Below are 24,382 nucleotides of genomic sequence, written 5' to 3'. Positions count from 1 at the left end.
AACAAGATCATGAGATTTATAGTATCCACATCGACCCTTTTAAAGCATTTACAAACCGTTAATGGCGCTGCAAGTAGTAGTACCGTTTTACCGATATTAGAAAACTTTCTTTTCGAGATTAAAGAAGGCAATTTAACCATTTCTGCAACAGATCTACAAACCAGCATGACCACGGCTATGGCGGTAGACTCTAAAGAAGATGGCAAAGTTGCAGTGCCTTCTAAAATTTTGCTCGATACGTTAAAGACACTACCAGATCAACCTATTTCATTTAACATAGATGATACAACCTTTGCGATAGAAATTAGCGCGGGCGATGGAAAGTATAAGCTTAGCGGAGAAAACGGAGACGATTTTCCAAAAATACCCGTGGTAGAAAATGCATCATCGGTAAATTTACCCGCATCGGTACTAAACGAAGCCATTACAAAAACCATTTTTGCGGTAAGCAATGATGAGCTTAGACCTGCAATGACTGGTATATTTTGTCAGCTTTCTCCAGAAAACATCACATTTGTAGCAACCGATGCGCACAAGCTGGTTCGTTACCGTCGTATGGATGCGAAAGCAGAAAAAGCCACTTCGTTTATTTTGCCAAAAAAAGCATTAACGCTGTTAAAAGCCGCATTGCCTACTACAGATATTAATGTATCTGTAGATTATAATGCTACAAGTGCATTTTTCAAATTCGAAAACATCAACCTTATTTGTAGGTTGATAGATGAGCGTTATCCAGATTACGAAGCCGTTATCCCAACCAACAATCCAAATAAATTGGTTATTGATAGAAGTTTATTTTTAAACACCTTGCGTCGTGTAGTTATTTTTGCAAACAAAACAACGCACCAAGTGAGGTTGAAAATTAATGGTAGCGAGCTGAACATCTCTTCAGAGGATTTAGATTTTGCAAATGAGGCACACGAAAGGTTGAGTTGTCAATACGATGGCGAAGACATGGAAATTGGTTTTAACGCCCGTTTCTTGATAGAAATGTTGAGCAATATTAGCGGTGATGAAGTTACACTAGAACTTTCTACCTCTAACAGAGCAGGTTTATTGATCCCACAAAGCAACGACGAAAACGAAGATGTGTTAATGTTGGTAATGCCAGTAATGCTTAACAATAGCTACTAGAGCGTTATCATACAGTTTATAGAAAAAAGGATTCGAAAAACTCGAATCCTTTTTTATGGTCAAATTTTTCTAATCTTGAGCCTATTTAAATTCTTGTGTTATCTTTGTGCAGAATACTAGCTCATGTGAGATGAAAAATAAATTTGGCGTTGTTCTTGGCCTTCTGCTAATGGTGTTTTCTGCGCTTTTTATCTCCTCATGCATAAAAAACAGCGATTTTATTAAAGGCGATGCCAAAGTTAAATTCTATAACACAGTACAAAATAGCAAGTCACAAGATTTTTATTTAGGGGCGGATCGTTATGGCTCTCAAGTTGCTTATGGTGCAAATACGCCTTATGTAATAGTGCCCGGCGATTCCGCGATTAAGTATAATGTAACTGCTAAAAATACAGCATCTCCTGGAGCTGGGCCTAACGCCAGTATAGAATCTAGCTTTAACATTGGTAAAAACTATTCTGTTTTTTACACAAAAAGTTCGGCAAAAGATTCGTTGCTCTACATCAAACAAGATGATATAACGCCAGATCCTGATAAGGCAAAGGTTTTCATCATCAATTTAGGATATACCTTGGGCTCCAAAGTTTCGGTTAGAGACAGTTCAATGGTGCTTCCAACGACGAGTATTGGTTACGGTGAAAAAATTGGATATGTGAAACTAGATCCTGCACTTACTCGCTTGTATTTTCATCAGGTTGATTCTACAAGAGTAGACAGTGTGGCTGGCAGTAAATTATATAAGGGAAAGGTATACACTATTTTAATTGACGGATCTGTTACCGGAGCGATGCAAACTAGGTTAATCTCAGAAAATTAAATCTAATTTTTTTCGTTATCTACCCAAAATCTTAAACTAAAAATCAGAAATATTGGAACTATTAAGACAGCTACTAGACTTTATATTGCACATAGATGTGCATTTAGCAGAGATTGTGCGTAACTACCAAACATGGACTTACCTTATTTTGTTCCTTATCATTTTTGCAGAAACAGGATTTGTGGTTACTCCTTTCTTGCCTGGAGACTCTTTGCTATTTGCCATGGGCGCTCTAATTGCAGGTGGAAGCACCGGGTTAAACATTTGGCTTATGGCTGTTATTTTAATGGTTGCCGCCATACTTGGTAATTCTGTTAATTATAAATTAGGAACAGTGTTGGGCGCAGGCGTTTTTAAAGAGAAAAATAAAATCTTAAAATTAAAATACTACCACCAGTCTCACGAATTTTTCGAAAAGCACGGTGGAAAAGCAGTTATCTTAAGTAGGTTTCTCCCTATTTTTAGAACAATCGCACCTTTTGTTGCGGGAATTGCAAAGATGCCTTTTGGTAGATTTACGTTTTACAACGTAATAGGCGGTGTTACATGGATAATTCTTTTGCTGTTTAGTGGCTTTTTGCTAGGTCAGATTCCTTTTATAAAAAACAACTTCGAACTCGTAATTATTTTTATTGCCGTGGTAACCTTTGTTCCAGCTATATGGGCCGCAGTTAAAAGTAAGATGAAGCCAAAAAAAGTAGCGGCAATGATGGAAGAAGAACTCTAGTTGGTAATACTGCTTACTTCTCTTGTCTAATGAATTCGTTTAATTTTGGAAATGTTGGTATTGCTAGCTCTTCATCTTCGGTAAGCGGCGTTAGCACTAAATTTTTAAGTTCGGGCTGCCCGGCATCTACCCAAGCAGAAAACCAAAAGCTACCTACTTCTAAAATAGAAGCACGCATTTGTTTTTCTACCATGCCGGCCATTTTATCTTGGTATGCCTTTGAGTATGCCAATGAATATTGTTTAAGCACCACATTATTGCGCTCAGAATAATCATATTTTTGGTCGGATGGGAAAGTAGAATTTAGCCCTGCTTCTAACTTAAGCACACTATCTACCAAACTATGGCTGTGCTTTACAATTTTCCAAGCCTCTGCCAACGGATCTTCAATATAGTTGGCCTTGCCCACAAAAAGGTTATAATTTTTTGCAAAAAGTTCGGGTAAACGGCTCTCCCAAAAGCCATGAATGCCTACTTGATTTGTCAATTGGCCGTTGTGGTTGTTGGTAGTGTGCAACGGCACGTGCGCATCTGCAACATAGTGGCCTAAATCTGCCGAATACTTTAAAATCCGAGCAGAATCTAGCGTTTTAAAAGCATTAACCAAACGGTAATAGGTTTTCTGTATCTGCCAAGGCACTTCGCCATCCTCATGCAACTTCTCCCTGCCATATTTGGCAACAGCATCTTTCCACTTTTTGGGAATACTGTCTATGTTTTCCTCAAAATTTTCTACATCCAAATAATGCCTTGGCGCCTCTGCTGTATCAATGTACCTGCGTTTGTCAGGATCTACCGCATGTTCTGTCAGGTAAACAATGTTTCGTTTGTAGAATCCGATCATCCCGCTAGGTAGGGTAAAAACTGCGGTATGGTTAATCTTTTGATGCGCAAAAAATCCCCAAGAACTGAATAGGATAGAAGCGAAAACAGCCAAAAGGAGAAGAACAGGTTTCCTCATGCTTAAAGATAGTATTTTCGGGGTAAAATATAACTATCTGTTAAAGAATTATTTGGGCGCTTTAACACGCTGTCCGTTTTATCTTTTTTTGGCAAAAGAAGCCAAAAAAAGGATATCACTTCCATCGTTAGCGCTTTGCTCCGTTGTGCGATGGGTTGAAACCCACCGCTATTATTTCGGTCGCTCCTACAGAGCTTTTAAAGGAGGAGTTGGGGCAATGCTAGTAACTTAACGGTTTTGTCCTTTCGATGACAGCGGCATGGCCATCTCTCTGAGGATAATGTTTTTAAGTTTCATGCCGAACTCGTTTCGGTATCTACAATCATCGCTGCTAAACCTGGCTTTGAAGTTTTTCAGAGCCGTTGGCGAAGTTCTTTTTAATTCACCTAACCCAGTTATTTCCCCCGTTTCGCTCATTCTGCTTGTGCTTTATCATCTTGGAAAGTCCAAGCCACAAACCGACTTATTTTTTGCCCTTCCTCCATTTGCATGGTTCTAACCTATAAGGCGTTTATTTGGGTCGTTTTATTACTGCTATGAACATTTCTCTTCCAGTATCGTTAATTAAATCCAGATCCGGGGAACTCTCAATTGCTCTAGGTATTCCGCTACCCACACCTACAAATGGAAGGATATATCTGGCATTTGTAAACAATATTGGATTTCTCGGAATGGATGTCCCAACTTTTATGTTATCAATTGTTAACGTGTTAGGAAGTTTACCAGGACTAATAATTTCTATTCTATTATCAAATATGAAGACTTTAATGCTAGATAAAATAAAGTAATCTCTATGAATTAATGCATTAATTAGTAATTCTTCAATTGCCTCGACGGGTATTTCTAATTCGGCCAAAGAATTAAATCCTTTTTTTGACTGTATTTTCTTTAAGTTTCGGGTAATAAACGAAAGTGTTTTTTTATAGATTTCTCTTAGATTTCCCGTGAACGGATCTTCTTTGTCTCGGTACTCCTTTGAGCTTATATCATCTCCAACAAATGAAACACATTGTACCGTAAAGGTTGGTCTAAATTGTTGAGGGTTTTTACCAAATAATAATAGTCCGGCAAGACTAAGCTTTCCTTCTTTTATCATTCCAAGATTAGAAAGAACCTTCGAAGTCGATTGGCCCAATTCTTCGATAGTTTTTTTGGTTTTTGCGGTTATAAAATCTCCAAAGAGCTCTTCATCAATATCATTTATCGTTGTTCCGTTTACAAGTGTTTCGTCTGCATAGAGGCTCCCGCTACTCTGTAACAGCCTTGCCATTTCTTCTCTTGCCACAACCTTTCGTTTGTCCGAACCGTTTTTTAACCAAATTATTCCCTTATTATCTGTGTGAGGTTTGCTCTGTCCCTCAGCTACAGTAGCAACAATAACATTGTTGTTTTCTACTTTTACGGTTTCCGTTTCAATAAAAATTTGAGCTTTCACATTATCAGAAGCTGCATTAGCTAAAAGTCTATTGGTCTCTGTGATTTCTTCAAATGATAACCCGTTAATAATGCCCGTCTTATCGTCAACCCCGATAATAATTAATCCGCCCTTTGTGTTAGAAAACGCAACCATTTCTGTGCCTATTTTGTAATCATCATTAACGCGGACTTTAAACTGTACAACGCTTGACTCGCCTTTTTGGATTAAATCCAATAAATGTAGTGCGTCCATAATTCGTAGATTCTTTTATAGAATGTTAAACTCTAGCCCTAAGCAATCTTCCACCGTTTCGCCCATTCTGCTTGTGCTTTATCATCTTGGAAAGTCCAAGCCACAAACCGACTTATTTTTTGCCCTTGTTCCATTTGTACCGTCCGCACTTCAAAAGCATTTACCCTAACTAAAGAATTATAAATCTTCTTTAGGTTTGCGCCCTTGCTAAGCAACGATGTAAACCACAAGCTTTTGTTTGGCATTTCAGCGCTCTGGATAATCATTTGCTCTACAAAAGCCCGTTCGCCGCCAGGGCACCAAAGCTCTGCCTTGTTTCCGCCAAAATTTAATACATGTTTAATTTCTCCACCGCTTTTTAAGTTCTTCCACTTTTGGCGTGTACCCTGCTCAGCTTCTTTTAAAGATGAATGAAATGGTGGGTTGCAAATCGTAACATCGAATTGTTCTGTAGCTTTTACAACGCCTCTAAACGTGCCCATTCTAGAGCTCTGTAGGCGAATTTCTATAGTATCTTTTAAATCTTTGTTGTGCTCTACTATGCGTTTTGCAGAATCGACAGAATGTTGGTCTATATCAGTTCCAACAAAACTCCAACCGTATTCTTGATGACCAACAATGGGGTAAATGCAATTTGCACCAACGCCAACGTCTAGCACTTTTATATCGCTACCACTGGGAATTTTGCCCTTGTTGCTAGAACCCAGTAAATCTGCTACATAATGAATATAATCTGCGCGCCCAGGTATGGGTGGGCAAAGATAATCTTGTGGAATATCCCAATGTGCAATGTTGTAAAATTGCTTTAGTAATGCTTGATTTAGTGCTTTAACAGCTTTTTGGTCAGCAAAATCGATGGACTCATCGCCATGGTCGTTTTTAAATACGAATTGCCTAAGTTCTTTAAAATTTGCAGTAAGCTGCTTAAAATTATAACGTGCGCGGTGACGGTTGCGCGGATGTAACTCGCTCTTTTTATTTCGGTTACTTTCTTTTAGATTTTCCAAAGCATATAAATTAACTAAACCTACTGTGTTGTAAGTTTCTGTTGCAAAGATATAGATTTTTATCTGCTTTTTTTTAAACCAGAAATCTCTAACATGCGCTTAAGATACTCGAAAAACCAGTATCTTTGCGGCTATGACAAAAGAACAAATTCAGGATTTAAGAGACAGAATAACGTCTCTGAGGAGGCATCTTTGACGTCGATGAGAAACTTTATCAAATAAGAGAGGAACAGAAGCTTACCATGGCACCCAATTTTTGGGACGACCCTAAGAAAGCCGAAAAAATCCTTGCCGACATTAGTGTATTGAAAAAATGGACCGATGGCTGGGAAGAAACCAATGCGCTAGTAGAAGACGCTGCGGTAATGCACGATTTTTTTCAAGCAGGCGAAGCAGAAGAAGCAGAAATGCAAGAGCAGTTTGACGGTGCGCTAGATTCTTTAACCAGTTTGGAGCTGAAAAATATGTTGAGCAGCAAACAAGACCAGCTTTCTGCAGTTATGCAGATTACAGCTGGTGCTGGCGGCACCGAAAGTTGCGATTGGGCTGCGATGCTTATGCGCATGTACTTAATGTGGGGCGAGAAGAACGGCTACAAAGTTACCGAGCAAGATAGGCAAGATGGCGATGTGGCGGGCATTAAAACGGTAACCATTCAGTTTGAGGGCGATTTTAGCTACGGTTATTTAAAAGGAGAAAATGGGGTTCATCGATTGGTGCGCATTTCTCCGTTTGATAGTAATGCACGCAGGCACACTTCTTTCGCATCGGTTTACGTCTATCCTTTGGTAGATGATACCATAGAAATTGACGTAAATCCGGGCGATATAGAGTTCGAGACCTTTAGAGCAGGTGGTGCTGGTGGGCAGAACGTTAATAAAGTAGAAACCGCTGTTAGGTTGTACCACAAACCTTCGGGCATTATTATAAAGAACCAAGAGTCGAGATCGCAGTTGCAAAATAAGGAAAATGCCATTAGGCTTTTAAAATCTCAATTGTATGAGCTGGAAGAACGCAAACGTGCAGAAGAAACGGCAGCTATTGAAGGTTCTAAAAAGAAAATTGAGTGGGGATCGCAAATTCGCAGTTATGTGTTAGACGATAGGAGAGTGAAAGATCATCGCACCAATTATCAAACAAGCAATCCACAGGCGGTTTTAGATGGTGAAATAGATGATTTTATAAAAGCGTATTTGATGGAATTTTAAAGGCTGTATTGCTTAGAAGTTTTTTTGCACGGCAAAATTAATTGCAGCAAAAATTATTTTTTATTTTAAGAAGCACAAAACCCAAAATGAGAGAAGAGCTTTTTTCTACTAGCGGGGCAGCGGCTGCTTAATTAATCGCATTACAAGGATCTAATTTTTTATCTACAAAACCGAAGATTAATGGTGATTACGGTATTTATTTAACAATTCTCTTTTAAAACCTTCTAGTGCCCGATAATATTTGCCTACGGTTTTTATGGGTAGGGCAGCACGCAGTTTATTGTAATACTTTTTCTCGGTGTCGAGCTCTCTTTGTTTAAAGTCAAATTCGCTCGTTATCAAGCTTTGCACTTGCGAGTCGCTCAAATTATCTATCTCATCTACTTTTTTAAACGAAATCATTTTTTTCATTCGCTCTTTGCGCAGGCTTGATTGCTCGGCTTGCATGTCGTTATAAATGGGCCAAAATACTTTTGCCTCCTGGGGCGAGAGATCTAATTTGCTGGTAAAAAAGGCGATTTTCATGCTTTCTATTTCCCCTGGCTTTGGCCTCTGCGCCCAGAGAATGGTAGGGATGGAGATAAACAGTAAAGCGCAAATAAAATTTTTCATCGTATTTCTATAATTCCTGTGCAAGTTCAGTCGTGGTATAATGGTTTAACAGATAATTCTCCATCTCAGTATCTGTGGCAGATACGTTTTTGCTTTCTACAGGCTGTTCTGTGTTAATTTGCTGAATGATGGTGCTTTCGTCAATATCATATAAAAACTGATCTTGCGTTGTTTCTGTCGCAGAGACTTCAGGCATTAAATCGACATGTTGGTTGTAATAATAAATTCCAAAAGATGAAACGAGCACCAGACAAGCAGCACTGGCATATTTAACCAAATTTTTATGCCAAAGTCTAACTATTTTAGGTTTTGTAGTGGCTTTACGAGGGGCAGTTTTTGCTGCAAGCTTATCTTGTAATTGGGAGAAATAATCAGCCGGAACTTCAAATGCCGATTCGGACTTAATTTTTTCGGTCAGTTTTATTGTTGTGCCAATATTTGTAAAAAGCGTTAAAAAATAGTCTTCTGGCACTTCTAAGCCATAGTTGTGCTTGTTCTCGGCCATTTCAGCTAGAAAAATAGCATTGTTCGTTTGCTGCTCTAACGTTTCAAAATAGTTTATAGGTGTAGCAAACGGATTGCGCCTATTCATCTTTGCTAAAGACGGCGCTAGTTCAATCCATTCGTTATTTTCTATTTCTTTATTCATTGCAAATCTATGGATACATTAAACATCAAAAGGTTTAAAAGTCTATCTCGTCATTTGTGATGATTGCCTCGATTTTTTTTGCCGCAATGTGGAACGAAGCCTTTAAAGCCCCAACAGACGTACCCAAAATTTGAGAAATCTCCTCGTATTTTAAATCGTCGAAGTATTTCATGTTAAAAATAAGACGCTGTTTTTCGGGTAATGTTAGGATTGCCTTTTGGAGCTTAAGTTCCAATTTATCACCATTAAAATACGATGAAGCGGTTAAATTCTTTGCCAACTCTGGCGATACGTCATCTAACGGAATGTTTCTGTGCTTTTTTTGTTTGTTTAAGAATGTAATAGATTCATTGGTGGCAATGCGGTATATCCAAGTGTAGAGTTGAGAATCGTTTCTAAACTTGTCTAGGTTTTTCCAAACCTTAACAAAAACCTCTTGGATAAGGTCATCACTATCATCGTGGTTTAACACCAAGCGCCTAATGTGCCAGTAAATTTTTTGCTGATATTTTTGTACAAGCAGGTTGAACGCCTCATTTTTTGTTTTCTCTATGGCAAACATAGAGATGATATCAGCGTCTTCTACTACTTTCATCAATTGCTTTTAGTATCTATTAAAGATATAAAAGCCACCAACGCAATTACTTGTAAGTTTGGTGCATTGGCGGCTTAATTGTATTTTGTAACTCCTTATTTTTTCCTTTCGATTACTTTTTGTACAGCTTTAACAATGTCAACAGAATCTAAATGATATTTCGCCATCAACTGATCTGCTGTTCCGCTCTCGCCAAAACTATCATCTACAGCAACAAATTCTTGCGGGGCAGGTAATTCGGTAACCAATAATCTAGCAACACTTTCACCTAAACCACCAAATTTGTTGTGTTCCTCACAAGTAACCACACAACCTGTTTTCTTTACCGACTTTAAGATAGCTGCATCATCTAAAGGTTTAATGGTGTGGATATTTATAATTTCTGCATCAATACCAAGTTCTGCTAATTTTTCACCAGCTTCTATAGCTTTCCATACCAAATGGCCGGTAGCAATAATGGTTACGTCTTTTCCTTCGTTTACCATCCAAGCTTTTCCTATTTCAAATTTTTGGTCTGGATCTGTAAACACCGGCCATTTTGGTCTGCCGAAACGTAGGTAAACAGGACCTTCATATTCTGCAATAGCCAAGGTTGCGGCTTTAGTTTGATTGTAATCACAAGGATTGATAACCACCATGCCTGGCAACATTTTCATCAAACCAATGTCTTCTAAAATTTGGTGTGTTGCGCCATCCTCGCCTAGCGTTAACCCAGCGTGCGACGCGCAAATCTTTACATTTTTGTTAGAATAGGCTATAGATTGTCTAATTTGATCATAAACCCTACCAGTTGAGAAATTTGCAAAAGTACCTGTAAAAGGAATCTTTCCGCCAATGGTTAAGCCTGCGGCGACGCCCATCATATTAGCCTCTGCAATGCCCATTTGGAAAAAGCGCTCTGGAAAATCTTCTATAAAATCTTCCATTTTAAGAGAGCCTACCAAATCTGCGCATAACGCAACAACGTTCTCATTCTTCTTTCCTGCCTCATGCAGTCCAACGCCAAATCCAGAACGGGTATCTTTTTTTTCTGTGTATGTATATTTTTTCACGATGTCTTTGTTTTTACCCCAAACCCCTAAAGGGGGCTGGTTTTATTTATGGTGTAAAATTAATATTTTCCCCCTTCGGGATTATGAGGATTAATGCTTTGCTATATCTCTTCCTTTAGGGGGTCGGGGGTTAATAATCGCCCAAAGTTTCTGGGAGTTGTGCCAATGCAATTTCCATTTGTCCCTTATCTGGAGCAGAACCATGCCATTTGTGCGAGCCTTCCATATAGTCTACTCCAGCGCCCATTTGCGTGCTCATTAAATTTAAAATAGGCTTGCCCTTGCCTGTTAAGGTTTTAGCAAAGTGCAGGCCTTCTAAAATCGCGGTCATGTTATTGCCGTCTGTATTGATTACGTGCCAACCGAATGCTTCAAATTTATCTTGTAGGCTATCTAGAGAAAGTACATCTTTAGTTGGTCCATCAATTTGTTGCCCGTTATAATCTACGGTGCAAATTAATCGGTCTAATTTATGAAAGGGTGCAAACATTGCTGCTTCCCAGTTTTGTCCTTCTTGCAATTCGCCATCGCCATGTAACGAATAAATGTAAGATTTGTCTTCGTTTAATCTTTTGGCTAAGGCTGCCCCTATGGCTACAGACATTCCTTGACCCAGCGATCCAGAAGCAACCCTAATGCCTGGCAAGCCCTCGTGTGTAGTTGGGTGGCCCTGAACCCTAGAGTTTAACATTCTATAAGTAGCCAGCTCCTTAATGTCGAAGTAACCTGATCTAGCTAATGTGCTGTACCAAACCGGAGAAATGTGGCCATTGGATAAGAAGAAAATATCTTCGTTATTGCCGTCCATTTCAAATTTATCTCGATGGTTTAAAACCTCGAAGTAAAGCGCAGTAAAAAAATCGGCGCAGCCCAAAGAACCACCAGGGTGGCCAGATTGTGCACCATAAACCATACGGATGATGTCTCTTCTAATTTGCGAAGCGATATCCTCTAATTCTTTTATCGTGTGTTTCATTTAAAAAATTCTATTTATCAAAGGTAATATAATAAGCTTTATTGCCTAATTACTGGCCAATTAATTCTAATACTTGTTGAGAAGCGTTCTTGGTATCCACTTTTTTAATGATGTGTTGGATGATGCCTTGTTTGTTTATTACAAAGGTGCTCCGAGAAATGCCCATGTATTTTTTTCCATACATGTTCTTTTCTCCCCACACGCCATAGTCATTCACCACCTTATGGTCTGTATCTGCAAGTAGTGGAAAGGGCAGGCTATGTTTTGTGATAAATTTTTTATGTGAGTTTTCGTCGTCTACGCTTACGCCCAAAACTACAATATCCTTTGCTTGCAATCCATGATAATTGTCTCTAAAATCGCATGCTTCGGCTGTGCAACCTGGCGTGTCGTCTTTTGGATAAAAATATAAAACTACCGTTTTGCCCTTATAAGCATTTAAAGAAATGGGCGCTCCATTTTGGTCTTTTGCTTCTATTTCTGGCGCTTTATCGCCAATTTTTAATTCTTCCATTTTTACTGATTTTTAATTTACTACCTAAAAAAATCGATTTTATATTCTTTAAGGTTGTCTTTCATATCAGAAACAACCAAATTTAAAGTATGTTTTCCTTTAGTTATTTTGTCATCAAAGCTATACCAGAGCGTAGCAGTTTTGGCGTCAAACTCCATCAGCACCCATCTATCGTCTATATAACCATTAAAGCTTTTTATTCCCGATAGGTTGTCTCTAATTTTAAAGCGCATTTTAGGTACATCGGCCATGTTTTTTCCTTGCGAAATATTTAATGGAACAATGGTTGGTGCTAACGTATCTACACTGATATAGAAACTGCCAAAAGTTTTTGGCATTGAGCGAACATATCCATTTTCGAAACTCCCACCTTGCGAAGCACCACTTGTACTTACAACAAGTGCTTTTTCTTGGAGGTGCAGGGGTAATCCATCGGCCTTGATGGCGAGCTTAAAACCCGTATGCAGCGGGATGAATTTATCGCATACTTGGTAAACATTAGAAAAAGCATGAGACGTTACTTTTGGTAATTCTTTAAAGCTAAAGTTTAAATCGCTATAAAGTGTGCCTTGTGGGAAGATGATGTCTACATGATCATTATTAAATTTATTTTTCTTGACTATATTTAAATATAGTTCCGGGCATTTCTGCTGCTGGTACGTAGTTTTCTTTTGCAGCTTTTGCGCTAAATTGCACTACCGATGCATTTCCTGTGGCGTCTGTAACGATGTATTTTAGTTGATGCGTTTCTCCATTGGTAAAAAGTATTCTACCACCATTAACCAAATTGCTATAAATTTGCAGCGGATTGCCAGGTTCTACAAAACTCTTCTGAATTTTTACCCTGGTCTTTAAGTAGCTTGGATAATCTATATGTGCATTAACTGCTCTACTATTTTCGAATGCAAAACGCTCTAAAGCAGAAGTGAATACTGTTTTCCCATCTACTTGAAGCTGGATAGAATACACCCCATTGGTGCCCGATTTGCCATTGTGCCTATCTGTCGCTACAATTCCAAAGCCAATTTCGCCAGATAGATTTAGCACAGCCTTTGAAGAATAGTTGCCATTCGAGCCGATTATTGGAATGCTTTGTTTTGGGATATTTTGATCGAAATGCCTGCCGTTTAACCGATAAAAGTAGAGCCCATGGATTACGGGCGGGATGTTATCGGGAATGATGATCCCAAAAAATTGCGGATTTATGGTCTCTTCGGTTTTGCTGTCTCTAATTTCAAAATGCAAATGTGGCCCGCCAGAACTTCCCCTGTTACCAGAATAGGCTATTACCTCGCCTTTGCGAATGGGAATTAACGTCTCATTCGGATAATTGTCTAGCTCAAAGGTTTTACCTTGATATTGCAGGTTTTTTACAATTGCTGCAATTTTTGGAGAAAAACGCTGCAAATGTCCATAAACCGAAGTATATCCATTGGGATGATTGATGTACAGCGCTTGGCCAAATCCGCTGTTTTGCACTCGTAACCTAGAAATATAGCCATCCGCGACAGCGTAAACAGGATAACCTTCTCGCTGATTTGTTCTAAAATCTATACCAGAATGGAAGTGGTTTGCACGTAACTCTCCAAAAGATCCGGCCAAAGCTGGGGGCGAAATGTCTAAAGGTTGCCTAAAGTAAGTAAGCGGATAGGCTTTGCCGCTAAAAATCTGTTGTGCTTGCAGCGGCGCGCGGGCCAGGAACATACAAATTATCGAAAGAAATACAATGGAATAATAGGATTGATGTTTTTTCACGTTCAGCATTTATTTTACTTCGAAGTTTAAAAGTTGATTGTCCATTAGCCAAGCTTCCAATCTATCGCCTTTATGCACTTGCCCAACACCTTCGGGCGTTCCTGTAAAAATTAAATCTCCTTTTTTTAAGGTAATGTACTGAGAAACAAACGCAATAATTTTTTCGAAAGAGAAAAGCAAATCCTTGGTATTTCCTTTCTGTCGTGTCTTGCCATTAACCTGAAGCTCAAAATTTAGGTTATACAAATCGCCTAAATTAGCTTTAGGTATAAAAGAACTAATGGGCGCCGAATGATCAAAAGCTTTTGCAAGCTCCCAAGGCAGGCCTTTTTCCTTGTGCTTGTTTTGGATATCCCTCGCGGTAAAATCTATACCCAAGGCAATTTCATCGAAATAGTTGGTAGCGAATTTCTCGGCAATGTGCTTGCCTTCTTTTGCAATTTTTAAAACAACTTCCAGTTCGAAATGAATGTCAGTAGAAAAATCGGGAAGGTAAAAAGGTTTGTTATCTTTAAGGAGCGCCGTATCTGGCTTTAGGAAAATGACGGGTACAGTTGGAACCGGATTGTTTAATTCTTTGGCATGTTCGGCATAATTTCTGCCAATGGCGATGATTTTCATGGTGTGCTAAAAAAATGAAAGCGATAGGAACAATCGATTTATTTCCAAAATTAGAAAAGATATTGGGCTTATAAAACCGAAATGCGTTTAATTTGGCTTTCAGAACCTGCGGTTACCTTTAAAAAATAGATTCCAGGATTCATTCTAGTTGGAATGGAAAAAGTTTTTGTTTGCTCGCCTGCGGGCAACTTTTCATTACTTAACGTAACCACTTCATTGCCCAGTAAATCCATTATTTTTATGGTAACGGGAGTATTGTCTTTAGCTATGGCCAGTACAATATTTAGCTGGCTCTCTACCGGATTTGGATAAATTTTAACAATTGTAAGTAATTTCTCGGCGCCAATGTTTTGAGGAGCTGGCTTTGGCGTAATAGAATACGCATTGAAAAAAGTGGATCCAATAGCGTTGTTAAAGAAAGGGCGGTACGGCTGAATGTTGGCTTTAATTTCTGGAATTCTGCTTGCGCGCTTGGTTCTAGTTGTCCAACTTATTCTAACACTATCTATTTGTTGAGACCAAGAATCTAATCCACAGCATAAAATCATGCAAAAAATGCATGCAATTGCGGCACGTAGCGTTACTTTGGAGTAGAGTTTCATCAAATTTCGATAACAAATATATCAATTAAAACATTAAGAAACCATAGACTAGCAGGCATTGGTTTTATTTAACACAATTTAACAGTCACTTAAACGTTGGTTGCCTAAAAATACCAAATAATTAGCTGTTAAATAGTTTTAGTTTTTTACTTTTGCAAAAAATTAAATAAAGTTGTCGAATCACAAACATGTTAATGCGTTAACCGCAGGTGGTGTACTGATCAGTTTAGGTATCGTTTTTGGCGATATAGGCACATCGCCATTGTATACCTTAAATGCAATTTTTACAACCATTCTTGACGGTAATCAAAACATTACTCAGCTAAATGTACTTGGGGTTCTATCCTGTATTATTTGGACACTCACGCTGCAAACCACCATTAAGTACGTTATTATTACGCTTCGGGCAGATAATAAGGGAGAAGGTGGTATCTTTTCTCTTTTTTCTCTTGTTAGAAAGAAAGCCCGATGGCTGGTGATTCCCGCAATTGTGGGCGGCTGTGCTTTGCTGGCAGACGGAGTTATTACACCGAGTATTACGGTAACATCGGCAATAGAAGGACTTACAAATAAATTCAATGTTCCGGTTATCCCAATAGTTCTTGCCATTTTAACTATTCTATTTATCATTCAACAATTTGGCACTAATCTGGTTGGCAAACTGTTTGGGCCGATTATGTTTGTATGGTTTGCCGTGCTGGGCATTTTGGGTGTTGGCTTTATACTTAAAGACCCGACCATTCTAAAGGCATTCAATCCCTATTATGCCTTGCATTTATTGTTTAATGATAAGCTTGCATTTTTAATATTGGGAGGTGTTTTTCTATGTACTACAGGAGCAGAAGCGCTTTATTCAGACTTGGGTCATTGCGGAAAGAATAACATCCGCATCAGCTGGATCTTCGTTAAGTCAACCCTTATTTTAAACTATCTTGGTCAGGGGGTGTGGATTTTACAACATGCAGATGTATATAAGCCCGGCGCAGTAATGAATCCGTTTTTCCAAATTGTGCCAGATCAGTTTCAAATTCCAATGGTGGTATTGGCTACCATGGCCGCGGTTATAGCTAGTCAGGCGCTTATAAGTGGGTCATTTACGTTAATAGCAGAGGCCGTTAGATTAAACCTTTGGCCAAAAATTAGAATTAACTATCCTACAGTTTCTAAGGGGCAACTTTACGTGCCTTCTATAAATTGGCTACTTTGGTTGGGCTGCTGTAGCATTGTACTGCTGCTCCAAGAAGCAAAAAGAATGGACGCCGCTTACGGGCTTTCCATCACCATTGCCATGCTTATGACGACCGTTTTGGTGAGTTTCTATTTGCGAAGTAAGCGTTTTCCAAAATATTTGGTCTTTGCTTTCTTTATCACCTACGTTATTATAGAAGGTACTTTTTTAATAAGTAACCTAACTAAGTTTTTGCACGGTGGCTGGGTAACCGTGTTGTTGGGATCTTTTCTGTTTACCATTATGTGGAGCTGGTTTTCTGCTCGAAAAATTAAAAATCGTTTTGTAAAATACGTAGAGATAGAGGATTATTTTGAAATCATCAGCGAGTTGAGCAACGACATCTCGGTACCGAAATACTCCTCGCAACTTGTTTATTTGACCAGTGCAAATTTTAAAACAGAAATTGAGTCGAAAATCATTTATTCGATAATTCAAAAGGAGCCAAAAAGAGCAGATGTTTATTGGCTGGTGCACGTAGATGTAGTAGATGAGCCATATACCATGGATTATAAAGTGGAGTTTTTGATTCCAGGTAAACTGATTCGCATCGATTTTAAACTTGGGTTTAGGGTAGAACAGCGGGTAAATCTTTTATATAGAAAGGTAATAGAAGATTTGGTTAAAAATGGAGAGGTAGATATAACAAGCCAATATACCTCGCTTAACAAACATAAAATTACAGGCGACTTCCGTTTTGTTATCTTAGAGAAACACCTTTCTAAGTTTACGAATTTAAGCCTTTACGAGCGGACCATTATGGATTACTATTTCATTCTTAAAAAGCTCAGCTTGTCTGAAGAGCGAAGTTTTGGATTGGATAGCAGTTATGTGGACGTAGAAAAAGTTCCGCTAATTTTTGTAAGTCCAGACGACATAGAACTAAACCGATTGCCGGTATAAAACAAAAGCCTCGACACCATAAAATGGGTCGAGGCTTTTAGTTTGTATGTCCGCTAACACAGCGACGAATTTACTGATCTTTCCTTCGGCTATTAAACTTGCGGTTATTGCTAGCATTTCTTGGTTTTCCGCTCATGTTCCCATCTCCACGACTGCGGTTAGACGTATTGTTTCTGCTTTGAGGCTTACGCTTAACCTCGGTTTTTGCCAACATACTATCCCATTTTAAAGGATAGGGATGGTCTTCAACGATAGGTAGAGTGATTTTTATAAGTTTCTGAATGTCTAATAAGTACTCATTTTCCTCTGCATCACAAAATGAAATGGCCGTTCCGTTTGCCCCTGCACGTCCTGTTCTGCCAATTCGGTGTACGTAAGATTCTGGAATGTTTGGCAATTCATAGTTAAAAACGTGCGAGAGTTGATCGATGTCAATGCCCCGCGCGGCAATATCTGTCGCCACCAATACACGTATTTGTTTATCTTTAAACTGTGTTAGTGCACGTTGCCTCGCGTTTTGCGATTTATTGCCGTGTATTGCTGCTGCTTTAACTCCAGAATGGCCTAAATCTTTTACAATTCTATCTGCGCCGTGTTTAGTTCTCGTAAACACCAATGCAGTTTCAATGGTTTTATCATCTAAAAGATGAAGTAGCAATTTTCTCTTATCTGGCTTATCTACAAAATAAATAGATTGATTAATGGTTTCTGCCGTGGTAGATTCTGGCGTTACTTCCACTTTTACCGGGCTATCTAAAATGGTATTGGCCAGTTTCTGAATTTCATTTGGCATAGTTGCCGAGAAAAATAATGTTTGGCGTTTACTTGGAAGTTTGGCTACAACGCGTTTTACGTCGTGTATAAAACCCATATCTAACATTCGGTCTGCTTCATCCAACACAAAAATTTCTATAGAATTTAAATTGATAAACCCTTGGTTCATCAAATCTAATAATCTACCGGGTGTCGCCACCAATATGTCAACACCTCGGTGAAGCGCATCAGTTTGTGCCTTCTGTCCAACTCCTCCAAAAATTACCAAATGACGCAAGTTTAGGTTATTGCCATAGGCATTAAAACTCTCTTCAATTTGAATGGCTAACTCTCTAGTAGGGGTAAGTATAAGGGCCTTGATGTTTTTACTTTTTGTGTTTAAGTGTTTTTCGTGTAGCAATTGCAGCATCGGTATGGCAAATGCCGCGGTTTTCCCGGTGCCTGTTTGCGCACATCCCAGTAAATCCTTACCCTGTAATATTTTTGGGATAGATTGTTCTTGAATGGGTGTAGGTTGGGTATATCCCTGAGTTTCTAGCGCTTTTAAAATGGGCGCAATGAGGTTTAAGTCTTTAAATAACATGTTTTTATTAAAATTTATTGAAGAAGCTAGAACGATCAATTATTGAAGGACTAACTTGCGGAGAGAATGTTGTAGGTGCAGACACCTAACAAAGCCCTTAATTCCTGCTTCGGGTGCAAAGGTACAAAAAATTGTTAAAGAAGGAGATTGAATTTGGGAGCAAGGAACCAAGAGCAAGGAACAAAGTGAAAGCGCAAAGACTAGAGTAGAAAAAGCTAGAAAGCGACATTTAAACTCCCCATGCAGAAATCACAACACTTCTACTGCCGCCATGGTTTCTGTGTTCACAAAGATATATGCCCTGCCATGTGCCCAAAGCCAGCTTTCCATTGGCAATTGGTATGGAAACTGAACTTCCTAAAATGGCAGCTTTTAGATGTGCGGGCATATCATCAGGTCCCTCGTAATCGTGGGTGTACGCGGTGTCGTTTTCTTTTGCCACTTTATTAAAAAACATTTCGAAATCATCTCGCACCGTCGGATCTGCATTTTCGTTGATGGTTAAAGAAGCCGAAGTATGTTGAATAAAAACCTGACATATTCCCATTTTTAAGTGATTTATTTCTGGTATAGCCGAAATAACTTCATCACTGATTAAGTGAAACCCACGACTTCTGGCTCTTAAGTTCAGTTTTTTTTGAAATATTTCCATCTTTAGTTCGATATAGTTTTTGCTAGCAAAATTTAAAGTAGCTGATAAATTACTTCTTCTTTAATAATGATAAAAGTGCGGCGGTAACTAATCCACCAGCAATGTAAATAGCCGCCGTAGTTACGTTAGATTTTTTTCGCATCTCTATTTGTTCTTTTTTTAGGTTGATCTTATCGGGCCATTTGGCAGCGCTTAGTCCGGCGGCAAGGCCTAATGTTAAGCCCCTAAAATAAAAGTTTTGCGGCTTTCCGAAGCCTATGGTGCTAAAAAATAAAGTATTTGAAATGATGTTGCTGAGCAGGTTTTTGTCATAATCGTCTCTGTTGTCAATCAAAGGGTCATTAATCTGTTCAAAGGAATCTAAGTTTATCGGCTCATTGAGATAATTCTTGCTTTGGAAGTTCAGCGATAGAGGCCTAACTCTTAAATGGAGAAAATTTAAAGTTAGTGATCCAATGAACCCTGCGGTAATTGCTTTAAAAATGTTCATACCTTAATAATACGGTAGCAAGGAAATTGTTTTATCAATATTTAAATTTTAAAACCTTTCTCTCGATAAATTTATTTGCTTTAAACAAACAAATTGTTATTTTTGCTCTCCCAAATCAATAGAAATTAAGTTATTGGCTCGGCTTGAAAGGGATGGTCGGATGGGATGGCACATTGTTTTCGATTGGGAAGATCGAAAGTTTAAAATTTGGGGGATTAGCTCATTTGGCTAGAGCGCTTCGCTCGGCTTGAAAGGGATGGTCGGAAGGGATGGCACATTGTTTTCGATTGGGAAGATCGAAAGTTTAAAATTTGGGGGATTAGCTCATTTGGCTAGAGCGCTTCGCTGGCAGTGAAGAGGTGATCGGTTCGAATCCGATATTCTCCACCTACGCACGTAATACATCTGATAATCAACGTTTTAGTAAGTTGTCGGATGGTTACTCTGCCAAAAGTCTGCCACAATACCTATCTTTGGATGATATGGCGGCACCAGAGATACCTTATACAATCCCAAAATTAGTCAAGGGAAAAAGGGTCACGACCCTTCCAAAAGGCAGTACATGGGCAAAGGAAGAGGCCAAACACAACTGGTATGTGGAATTCTTTTTCCATAATTCAGAGACCGAGAAGATGGAACGTTTCAGACTGACCAAAAACCTGAATAGACTCAAAGACCCAAAATAAAAGCTATTACAGTTTACCAGATTATGTGATGCTTATAAGATTGCATTAGAAGGCGGGTGGAGTCCAATCAATGAAAAGGCAAACGAAAAATTAAAAAGACAGGTATCTTCCCTCACTTTGGAGGCTGCTAAGATCCTCTTTGAAGAATACCATATTGCAAAGGGGACAAGAAAAAAATCCCGCCAATCTTACCTTTCAAAGATTAACCAGTTTATTGCATATTATGGACAAGATAAAAAGGTAAGTGAAATTTCGGATTATGAAATCACTGAATTTTTGAACTTCATGGAGAAGAAAGCAAAATGGGTGGGAGTAACCTATAACAGTTCCAGAATAATCCTAAACAACTATTTCAAGTATCTGAAAGTCAATAAGTATATTTCCGAAAATCCGGTTACCGATATTGAGACTAGAACAAAGATTGCAACCGAATCGCATCAGATTTTTTCAGAGAAGGATTTTAAAATAATAATGAAATGGTTAGAGGAGCATGACCACTACTGCCTTTTCTTCGTTAAGATGATTTACTACACCTGTATCAGACCAAAGGAGTTGCGTTATCTGCAGCTCAAACATATCAACCTTGGGCAGAATGTTATTACAGTGCCCGCAAGCATTGCCAAGAATAAAAAGTCGCTACCTATCAGTATAGATGCAAGTTTACGCCGCGAACTAAAGTTACTTAATCTTTCTACCCATGAAGACTCCGATTATTTGCTCGGCTCAACTGCAACAATAGTCAGCGAGAAAAGAATTGGGGAGAACACACCTTACAATCGATTCCAAAAATGTTTGAAAGCCAACAAATTGCATAAGAAAAACTATACGCTTTATTCTTTCAAACACTTTTCAAATGTAAAGAAATTTAAAGCGGGGTGGACATTGGCCGAAATCTGTTCTGCCAACAGGCATGGAAGCCTAGTAGAAACAGAAACCTATTTGAAAGACCTTTTAAAATTCGTTAAAAATGATAAAACTATTCCGAAAATCTAGGGATAACTTATTTCTTACGCCTTCTTGGGATTCCAAGCAGTATCTCAGCAAGGAATTTTTCTGTCAGGTTTTTTTCTTTTTCAAGCGCATCCTTTGGGAAATGGAGTGAATGTATTTCTGAAATCTTACGAGCGATATCGGAAAGATGAATAATGTTTTGCCCCAACTTATCGACCTTTTCATTCAATTCAATGAAGAGCTCCAATAGACGATTTAAGAATAGTTCTGCAGGAATATCTCCTTGCTCGATTTTGTTGAGGAGTTCAGCAAACATGTTACTTTTTCCAGTAGTCATATCACATTTATTAGAATGCACAAAAATGAATTATAACTAAGTTTCTAAATAGCAATGAAACCGTGAGGTACGTGATTTTTGATACTTATCTTTCTATAAGTATCTATGAAGAAATTAAAAATGAAAGATAATAAACTATTACCTCAAGATTTTTAATGCGCTTTCGAACTAAAGAAAATAGCAATCGATAAAAATGACGCACCAGTAAACACTGCTCCATTGATTTAAAATAGAGCCGTCGATATTGATAATTTAGAATATAATAACAGTCAATGGACAAATTATCCTTCAAGCACCGCTGAAGCATATAGCTTCTCATTTGGGCATCGCAGATACTTTTTTAAGTCGGATTCGTAAAGAGCTGGTCTCTTCTTAGCATTTCTTGACCTATGTAAAGTGGTTTTAATGGTTCTATTTCTAATTTCGATAAAGCTAAATAAGTGAGAGATGAAAAGTCTAAAAACCATATCTTTTTCCATTTTTATCGATTCAGGTAGAGAAAAAATATGGGATGTGCTCTGGAACCCCACAACTTATAAAAAATGGACAAAAGTGTTTGCCGAAGGAAGCTATTATAAGGGCGAGCTAAAGGAAGGTAATACCATTCAGTTTTTAGGACAAGATGGAGGAGGCATGATTTCATACATTGAGAAATTGATTGAGAATGAGCAAATGGTTTTTGCCCATCAAAAAGAATTGAAAGACGGTGTGGAAACCGAATCAAACTGGCAGGGTGCAAAGGAAATTTATTATCTGAGAAAAGAAACAGAGACTAGTACAGAATTGCAGGTAATTTTGGATGTTGCTCTGGATATGGAAAGTTATTTCAATGATGTTTTCCCAAAGGCTTTAATATTAATTAAACAACTTTCTGAACTTAATAATTAAGTAAGAAGTTATACAAAAGAAACACCATGTCAATTTTTTTAATGGGATGTTGGCCAACATTGTAAAACGCTTACCAAATAGTCACTTATAATCTCGAACAAAAATAATAGCCGATGGGAACAGCCAATAAAGAACAGCAATCAAGTACGCAAGGTGCGACACCTTTCGCACAGACCTATTTCCACGGAACAAAAGCTGACTTAAAGCTTGGAGACCTAGTTGAAAGCGGTTTCAACTCAAACTTTGGGCAGGGAATAAATGCGAAGTATATTTTCCTTACTTCAACATTAGATCCCGCTATTTGGGGAGCAGAACTTGCTATTGGTACAGGACGCGAACGGATTTATTTAGTCGAGGCATCTGGACCAATTGAGAATGACCCAGACTTAACCGATAGAAAATTCGCAGGTAATCCTACGATGTCCTATCGTTCCATACATCCTTTTAAGGTTATTGGAGAGATTACGATTTGGCAGGGGCATACACAGGAACAAGTTAAAGCGATGAAAGACGCATTGGTTAAACTTAAAGAGAAAGGCATTAACTCGTTAAATGACGACCTGCAACAAGACGCCAATTGAAATGAAGTAAAACAATTTAAGACGGACAGCGGTCATCGTAGGCGACAAGCCTCGAGTAATCGAAATGACGGATAACTGAACGGCAAAATATGAGAAAAATAATTGCAGCAATCAATATGACTCTTGATGGCATTTGCGACCACACGGCAGGTATTCCTGATGAAGAAATACATCAGCATTATGCTGAATTGTTAAGTAGCGCAGACGCTGTTTTATATGGACGGATAACCTATCAGGTTATGGAGTACTGGCGAGCTTTGGTAAAAAATCCATCGGGCGAAAAAACAATGGACGACTTTGCAGTTGTAATGGATAGGATTCCAAAAATTGTTTTTTCAAAGACTTTAAAAGATGTTGACTGGCACAGTGCAAAATTGTCAAATCAGCCGCTTGAAGAAATGGTATCAGAACTCAAGCAATCCCGTATTGGCGGGAGTAATGACATTTTAGTAGGCAGTCGGAGTTTAATTATGCAATTACTAAAACTCAATTTAATTGATGAATTGCAACTTTGTATTTACCCTGTTATAGCGGGAAATGGTTTGCCATTATTTGAAAATATAAACGATAGAATGACTCTTAATTTTTTATCGACGAAAACATTTAGTGGTGGTGCGGTAATACATTACTATGAACCTGCAAAAGAAAGAACGAATAACAATAGCAGTTATTGTAAAGCGGCGATAACAACTCACAAACAACAATATAAAATATGAGAAAGATAATTTCATTTATGCACATCTCTCTTGACGGTTTTGTTGCAGGCCCGAACGGAGAAATGGATTGGATTAAAGTTGATGAGGAAATTTTTGATTATGTCGGTAATCGGATAAGCGATGGCGATACTGCATTATATGGACGAGTAACTTACGAGATGATGGAAAATTACTGGCCTAACGCAGGAAACGAGCCGACTGCGAGCAAACACGACATTGAACATTCAAAGTGGTATAACAAAGTTCAAAAAGTTGTTTTATCAAAAACAATGAAAGGTGCAGATTTGACCAACACAAAAATTATTAGCGACAACATTGCGGACAGCATAAACGAAATAAAACAACAGGGAGATAAAGACATTTTGCTTTTTGGTAGCCCAACAGCAACACATTCGCTTATTCAACAGAACTTAATCGACGGCTATTGGCTATTTGTTAATCCAATTATTCTTGGGCAAGGCATTCCGCTGTTTACAGGCATCAACGACAAAACAAAACTAAAACTATTGACTATGCATCAATTTACTTGTGGGGTAACTGAAATGAATTACGTAGTTGACAAACAATGACAGAGAACCGCTAAAAGCGTGTATTTGCATAGATTGGAATTATCTTTTGAGACAAAAAGGTTTACTGCCGAAACTAAATGGTTAAAAAGCGATAAGAGCTATGATACTAGTGAAAATCTGAAATA

Annotated in this window: 28 protein-coding genes and 1 tRNA gene; 11 read left to right on the top strand and 18 right to left on the bottom strand. The window is 38.4% G+C overall.

What is annotated here, in order from left to right:
* The first annotated feature begins 9 nt into the window (after positions 1-9).
* From dnaN to ABIB40_RS07565, 3 genes are all read left to right on the top strand, one after another.
* Entirely contained in the window at positions 10-1,134 is a 1,125-nt protein-coding gene (gene dnaN, locus ABIB40_RS07575; protein WP_354357630.1) for a DNA polymerase III subunit beta, read from the top strand.
* 130 nt (positions 1,135-1,264) lie between these two features.
* On the top strand, positions 1,265-1,951 hold the full coding sequence (locus tag ABIB40_RS07570; RefSeq protein ID WP_354357628.1) for a DUF4397 domain-containing protein: 687 nt from the start codon (positions 1,265-1,267) through the stop codon (positions 1,949-1,951).
* 52 nt (positions 1,952-2,003) lie between these two features.
* Positions 2,004-2,678, top strand: coding sequence for a DedA family protein (locus ABIB40_RS07565; protein WP_354357626.1), 675 nt, complete (start codon positions 2,004-2,006; stop codon positions 2,676-2,678).
* A gap of 13 nt (positions 2,679-2,691) precedes the next feature.
* Here ABIB40_RS07565 and ABIB40_RS07560 read toward each other — a convergent pair whose 3' ends face one another.
* The 4 genes from ABIB40_RS07560 to rlmF form a co-directional block, all read right to left on the bottom strand.
* Entirely contained in the window at positions 2,692-3,639 is a 948-nt protein-coding gene (locus tag ABIB40_RS07560; protein ID WP_354357625.1) for a zinc dependent phospholipase C family protein, read from the bottom strand.
* A 228-nt stretch (positions 3,640-3,867) separates the two neighbouring features.
* The gene (locus ABIB40_RS07555; protein WP_354357623.1) at positions 3,868-4,056 is read right to left on the bottom strand and encodes a hypothetical protein; all 189 of its coding nucleotides are present in this window, start codon (positions 4,054-4,056) and stop codon (positions 3,868-3,870) included.
* A 94-nt stretch (positions 4,057-4,150) separates the two neighbouring features.
* Entirely contained in the window at positions 4,151-5,308 is a 1,158-nt protein-coding gene (locus ABIB40_RS07550) for an RNA/DNA-binding domain-containing protein (RefSeq protein ID WP_354357621.1), read from the bottom strand.
* 38 nt (positions 5,309-5,346) lie between these two features.
* Entirely contained in the window at positions 5,347-6,315 is a 969-nt protein-coding gene (gene rlmF / locus ABIB40_RS07545; protein WP_354357619.1) for a 23S rRNA (adenine(1618)-N(6))-methyltransferase RlmF, read from the bottom strand.
* A gap of 133 nt (positions 6,316-6,448) precedes the next feature.
* On the opposite strand from rlmF, the gene prfB reads away from it, so the two are divergent.
* Positions 6,449-7,523 (top strand): peptide chain release factor 2 gene (prfB, locus tag ABIB40_RS07540; protein WP_354357617.1). Its coding sequence is split into 2 segments (ribosomal slippage): positions 6,449-6,508 and positions 6,510-7,523, totalling 1,074 coding nucleotides; the frame shifts between segments, so codons are not numbered across the junction.
* A 177-nt stretch (positions 7,524-7,700) separates the two neighbouring features.
* Here the strand turns inward: prfB and ABIB40_RS07535 are convergent.
* From ABIB40_RS07535 to ABIB40_RS07490, 10 genes are all read right to left on the bottom strand, one after another.
* Positions 7,701-8,135 (bottom strand): hypothetical protein, encoded by a 435-nt coding sequence (locus ABIB40_RS07535; protein WP_354357615.1) that lies wholly within the window; start codon positions 8,133-8,135, stop codon positions 7,701-7,703.
* Between the two features lie 7 nt (positions 8,136-8,142).
* Positions 8,143-8,784, bottom strand: a complete 642-nt coding sequence (locus tag ABIB40_RS07530) for a hypothetical protein (RefSeq protein ID WP_354357613.1) — start codon at positions 8,782-8,784, stop codon at positions 8,143-8,145.
* Between the two features lie 34 nt (positions 8,785-8,818).
* On the bottom strand, positions 8,819-9,379 hold the full coding sequence (locus tag ABIB40_RS07525; protein WP_354357611.1) for an RNA polymerase sigma factor: 561 nt from the start codon (positions 9,377-9,379) through the stop codon (positions 8,819-8,821).
* Positions 9,380-9,474: 95 nt separating this feature from the next.
* Positions 9,475-10,431: a transketolase family protein gene (locus tag ABIB40_RS07520; protein ID WP_354357609.1), complete on the bottom strand. Its 957-nt coding sequence runs from the start codon at positions 10,429-10,431 to the stop codon at positions 9,475-9,477.
* 130 nt (positions 10,432-10,561) lie between these two features.
* Positions 10,562-11,407: a transketolase gene (locus tag ABIB40_RS07515; RefSeq protein ID WP_354357607.1), complete on the bottom strand. Its 846-nt coding sequence runs from the start codon at positions 11,405-11,407 to the stop codon at positions 10,562-10,564.
* Positions 11,408-11,456: 49 nt separating this feature from the next.
* Positions 11,457-11,921 (bottom strand): thioredoxin-dependent thiol peroxidase, encoded by a 465-nt coding sequence (bcp, locus tag ABIB40_RS07510; protein WP_354357605.1) that lies wholly within the window; start codon positions 11,919-11,921, stop codon positions 11,457-11,459.
* A gap of 20 nt (positions 11,922-11,941) precedes the next feature.
* Complete coding sequence (locus ABIB40_RS20705) at positions 11,942-12,502, bottom strand: hypothetical protein (RefSeq protein ID WP_502931056.1); 561 nt, start codon at positions 12,500-12,502, stop codon at positions 11,942-11,944.
* A gap of 25 nt (positions 12,503-12,527) precedes the next feature.
* Positions 12,528-13,676 (bottom strand): M23 family metallopeptidase, encoded by a 1,149-nt coding sequence (locus ABIB40_RS07500; protein WP_354357601.1) that lies wholly within the window; start codon positions 13,674-13,676, stop codon positions 12,528-12,530.
* 9 nt (positions 13,677-13,685) lie between these two features.
* Positions 13,686-14,297 (bottom strand): fumarylacetoacetate hydrolase family protein, encoded by a 612-nt coding sequence (locus tag ABIB40_RS07495; RefSeq protein ID WP_354357599.1) that lies wholly within the window; start codon positions 14,295-14,297, stop codon positions 13,686-13,688.
* A 68-nt stretch (positions 14,298-14,365) separates the two neighbouring features.
* On the bottom strand, positions 14,366-14,899 hold the full coding sequence (locus ABIB40_RS07490) for a T9SS type A sorting domain-containing protein (protein WP_354357597.1): 534 nt from the start codon (positions 14,897-14,899) through the stop codon (positions 14,366-14,368).
* Between the two features lie 172 nt (positions 14,900-15,071).
* Here ABIB40_RS07490 and ABIB40_RS07485 point away from each other — a divergent pair, with 172 nt between their 5' ends.
* Complete coding sequence (locus ABIB40_RS07485; RefSeq protein WP_354357595.1) at positions 15,072-17,030, top strand: KUP/HAK/KT family potassium transporter; 1,959 nt, start codon at positions 15,072-15,074, stop codon at positions 17,028-17,030.
* Positions 17,031-17,100: 70 nt separating this feature from the next.
* On the opposite strand, the gene ABIB40_RS07480 is transcribed toward ABIB40_RS07485, so the two are convergent.
* The 3 genes from ABIB40_RS07480 to ABIB40_RS07470 all read right to left on the bottom strand — a co-directional run bounded on the left by ABIB40_RS07480 (position 17,101) and on the right by ABIB40_RS07470 (position 19,529).
* Positions 17,101-18,387: a DEAD/DEAH box helicase gene (locus tag ABIB40_RS07480; protein WP_354357593.1), complete on the bottom strand. Its 1,287-nt coding sequence runs from the start codon at positions 18,385-18,387 to the stop codon at positions 17,101-17,103.
* Between the two features lie 229 nt (positions 18,388-18,616).
* Positions 18,617-19,039 (bottom strand): secondary thiamine-phosphate synthase enzyme YjbQ, encoded by a 423-nt coding sequence (locus tag ABIB40_RS07475; RefSeq protein WP_354357591.1) that lies wholly within the window; start codon positions 19,037-19,039, stop codon positions 18,617-18,619.
* A 49-nt stretch (positions 19,040-19,088) separates the two neighbouring features.
* The gene (locus ABIB40_RS07470; RefSeq protein ID WP_354357589.1) at positions 19,089-19,529 is read right to left on the bottom strand and encodes a hypothetical protein; all 441 of its coding nucleotides are present in this window, start codon (positions 19,527-19,529) and stop codon (positions 19,089-19,091) included.
* A 313-nt stretch (positions 19,530-19,842) separates the two neighbouring features.
* Here ABIB40_RS07470 and ABIB40_RS07465 point away from each other — a divergent pair.
* Both ABIB40_RS07465 and ABIB40_RS07460 read left to right on the top strand, forming a co-directional pair.
* A tRNA-Ala gene (locus ABIB40_RS07465) sits at positions 19,843-19,916 on the top strand.
* A gap of 416 nt (positions 19,917-20,332) precedes the next feature.
* A complete protein-coding gene (locus tag ABIB40_RS07460; protein ID WP_354357587.1) occupies positions 20,333-21,208 on the top strand; it encodes a tyrosine-type recombinase/integrase in 876 nt (291 codons plus the stop codon).
* 7 nt (positions 21,209-21,215) lie between these two features.
* Here the strand turns inward: ABIB40_RS07460 and ABIB40_RS07455 are convergent, their stop codons facing one another.
* Complete coding sequence (locus tag ABIB40_RS07455) at positions 21,216-21,503, bottom strand: hypothetical protein (protein WP_354357585.1); 288 nt, start codon at positions 21,501-21,503, stop codon at positions 21,216-21,218.
* A gap of 447 nt (positions 21,504-21,950) precedes the next feature.
* Between ABIB40_RS07455 and ABIB40_RS07450 the strand changes: the two genes are divergently transcribed.
* The 4 genes from ABIB40_RS07450 to ABIB40_RS07435 all read left to right on the top strand — a co-directional run bounded on the left by ABIB40_RS07450 (position 21,951) and on the right by ABIB40_RS07435 (position 24,257).
* A complete protein-coding gene (locus tag ABIB40_RS07450; RefSeq protein WP_354357583.1) occupies positions 21,951-22,391 on the top strand; it encodes an SRPBCC family protein in 441 nt (146 codons plus the stop codon).
* Between the two features lie 113 nt (positions 22,392-22,504).
* The gene (arr, locus tag ABIB40_RS07445) at positions 22,505-22,972 is read left to right on the top strand and encodes an NAD(+)--rifampin ADP-ribosyltransferase (RefSeq protein WP_354357581.1); all 468 of its coding nucleotides are present in this window, start codon (positions 22,505-22,507) and stop codon (positions 22,970-22,972) included.
* A gap of 89 nt (positions 22,973-23,061) precedes the next feature.
* On the top strand, positions 23,062-23,688 hold the full coding sequence (locus tag ABIB40_RS07440; protein ID WP_354357579.1) for a dihydrofolate reductase family protein: 627 nt from the start codon (positions 23,062-23,064) through the stop codon (positions 23,686-23,688).
* Positions 23,685-24,257: a dihydrofolate reductase family protein gene (locus ABIB40_RS07435; RefSeq protein WP_354357577.1), complete on the top strand. Its 573-nt coding sequence runs from the start codon at positions 23,685-23,687 to the stop codon at positions 24,255-24,257. The genes ABIB40_RS07440 and ABIB40_RS07435 overlap by 4 nt, the downstream gene beginning before the upstream one ends.
* Positions 24,258-24,382: the final 125 nt, after the last annotated feature.

The sequence above is a fragment of the Pedobacter sp. UYP30 genome, assembly GCF_040547165.1.
In the GTDB taxonomy this organism is placed as follows: domain Bacteria; phylum Bacteroidota; class Bacteroidia; order Sphingobacteriales; family Sphingobacteriaceae; genus Pedobacter.
This window is presented reverse-complemented; position numbering and strand designations above follow the sequence as displayed.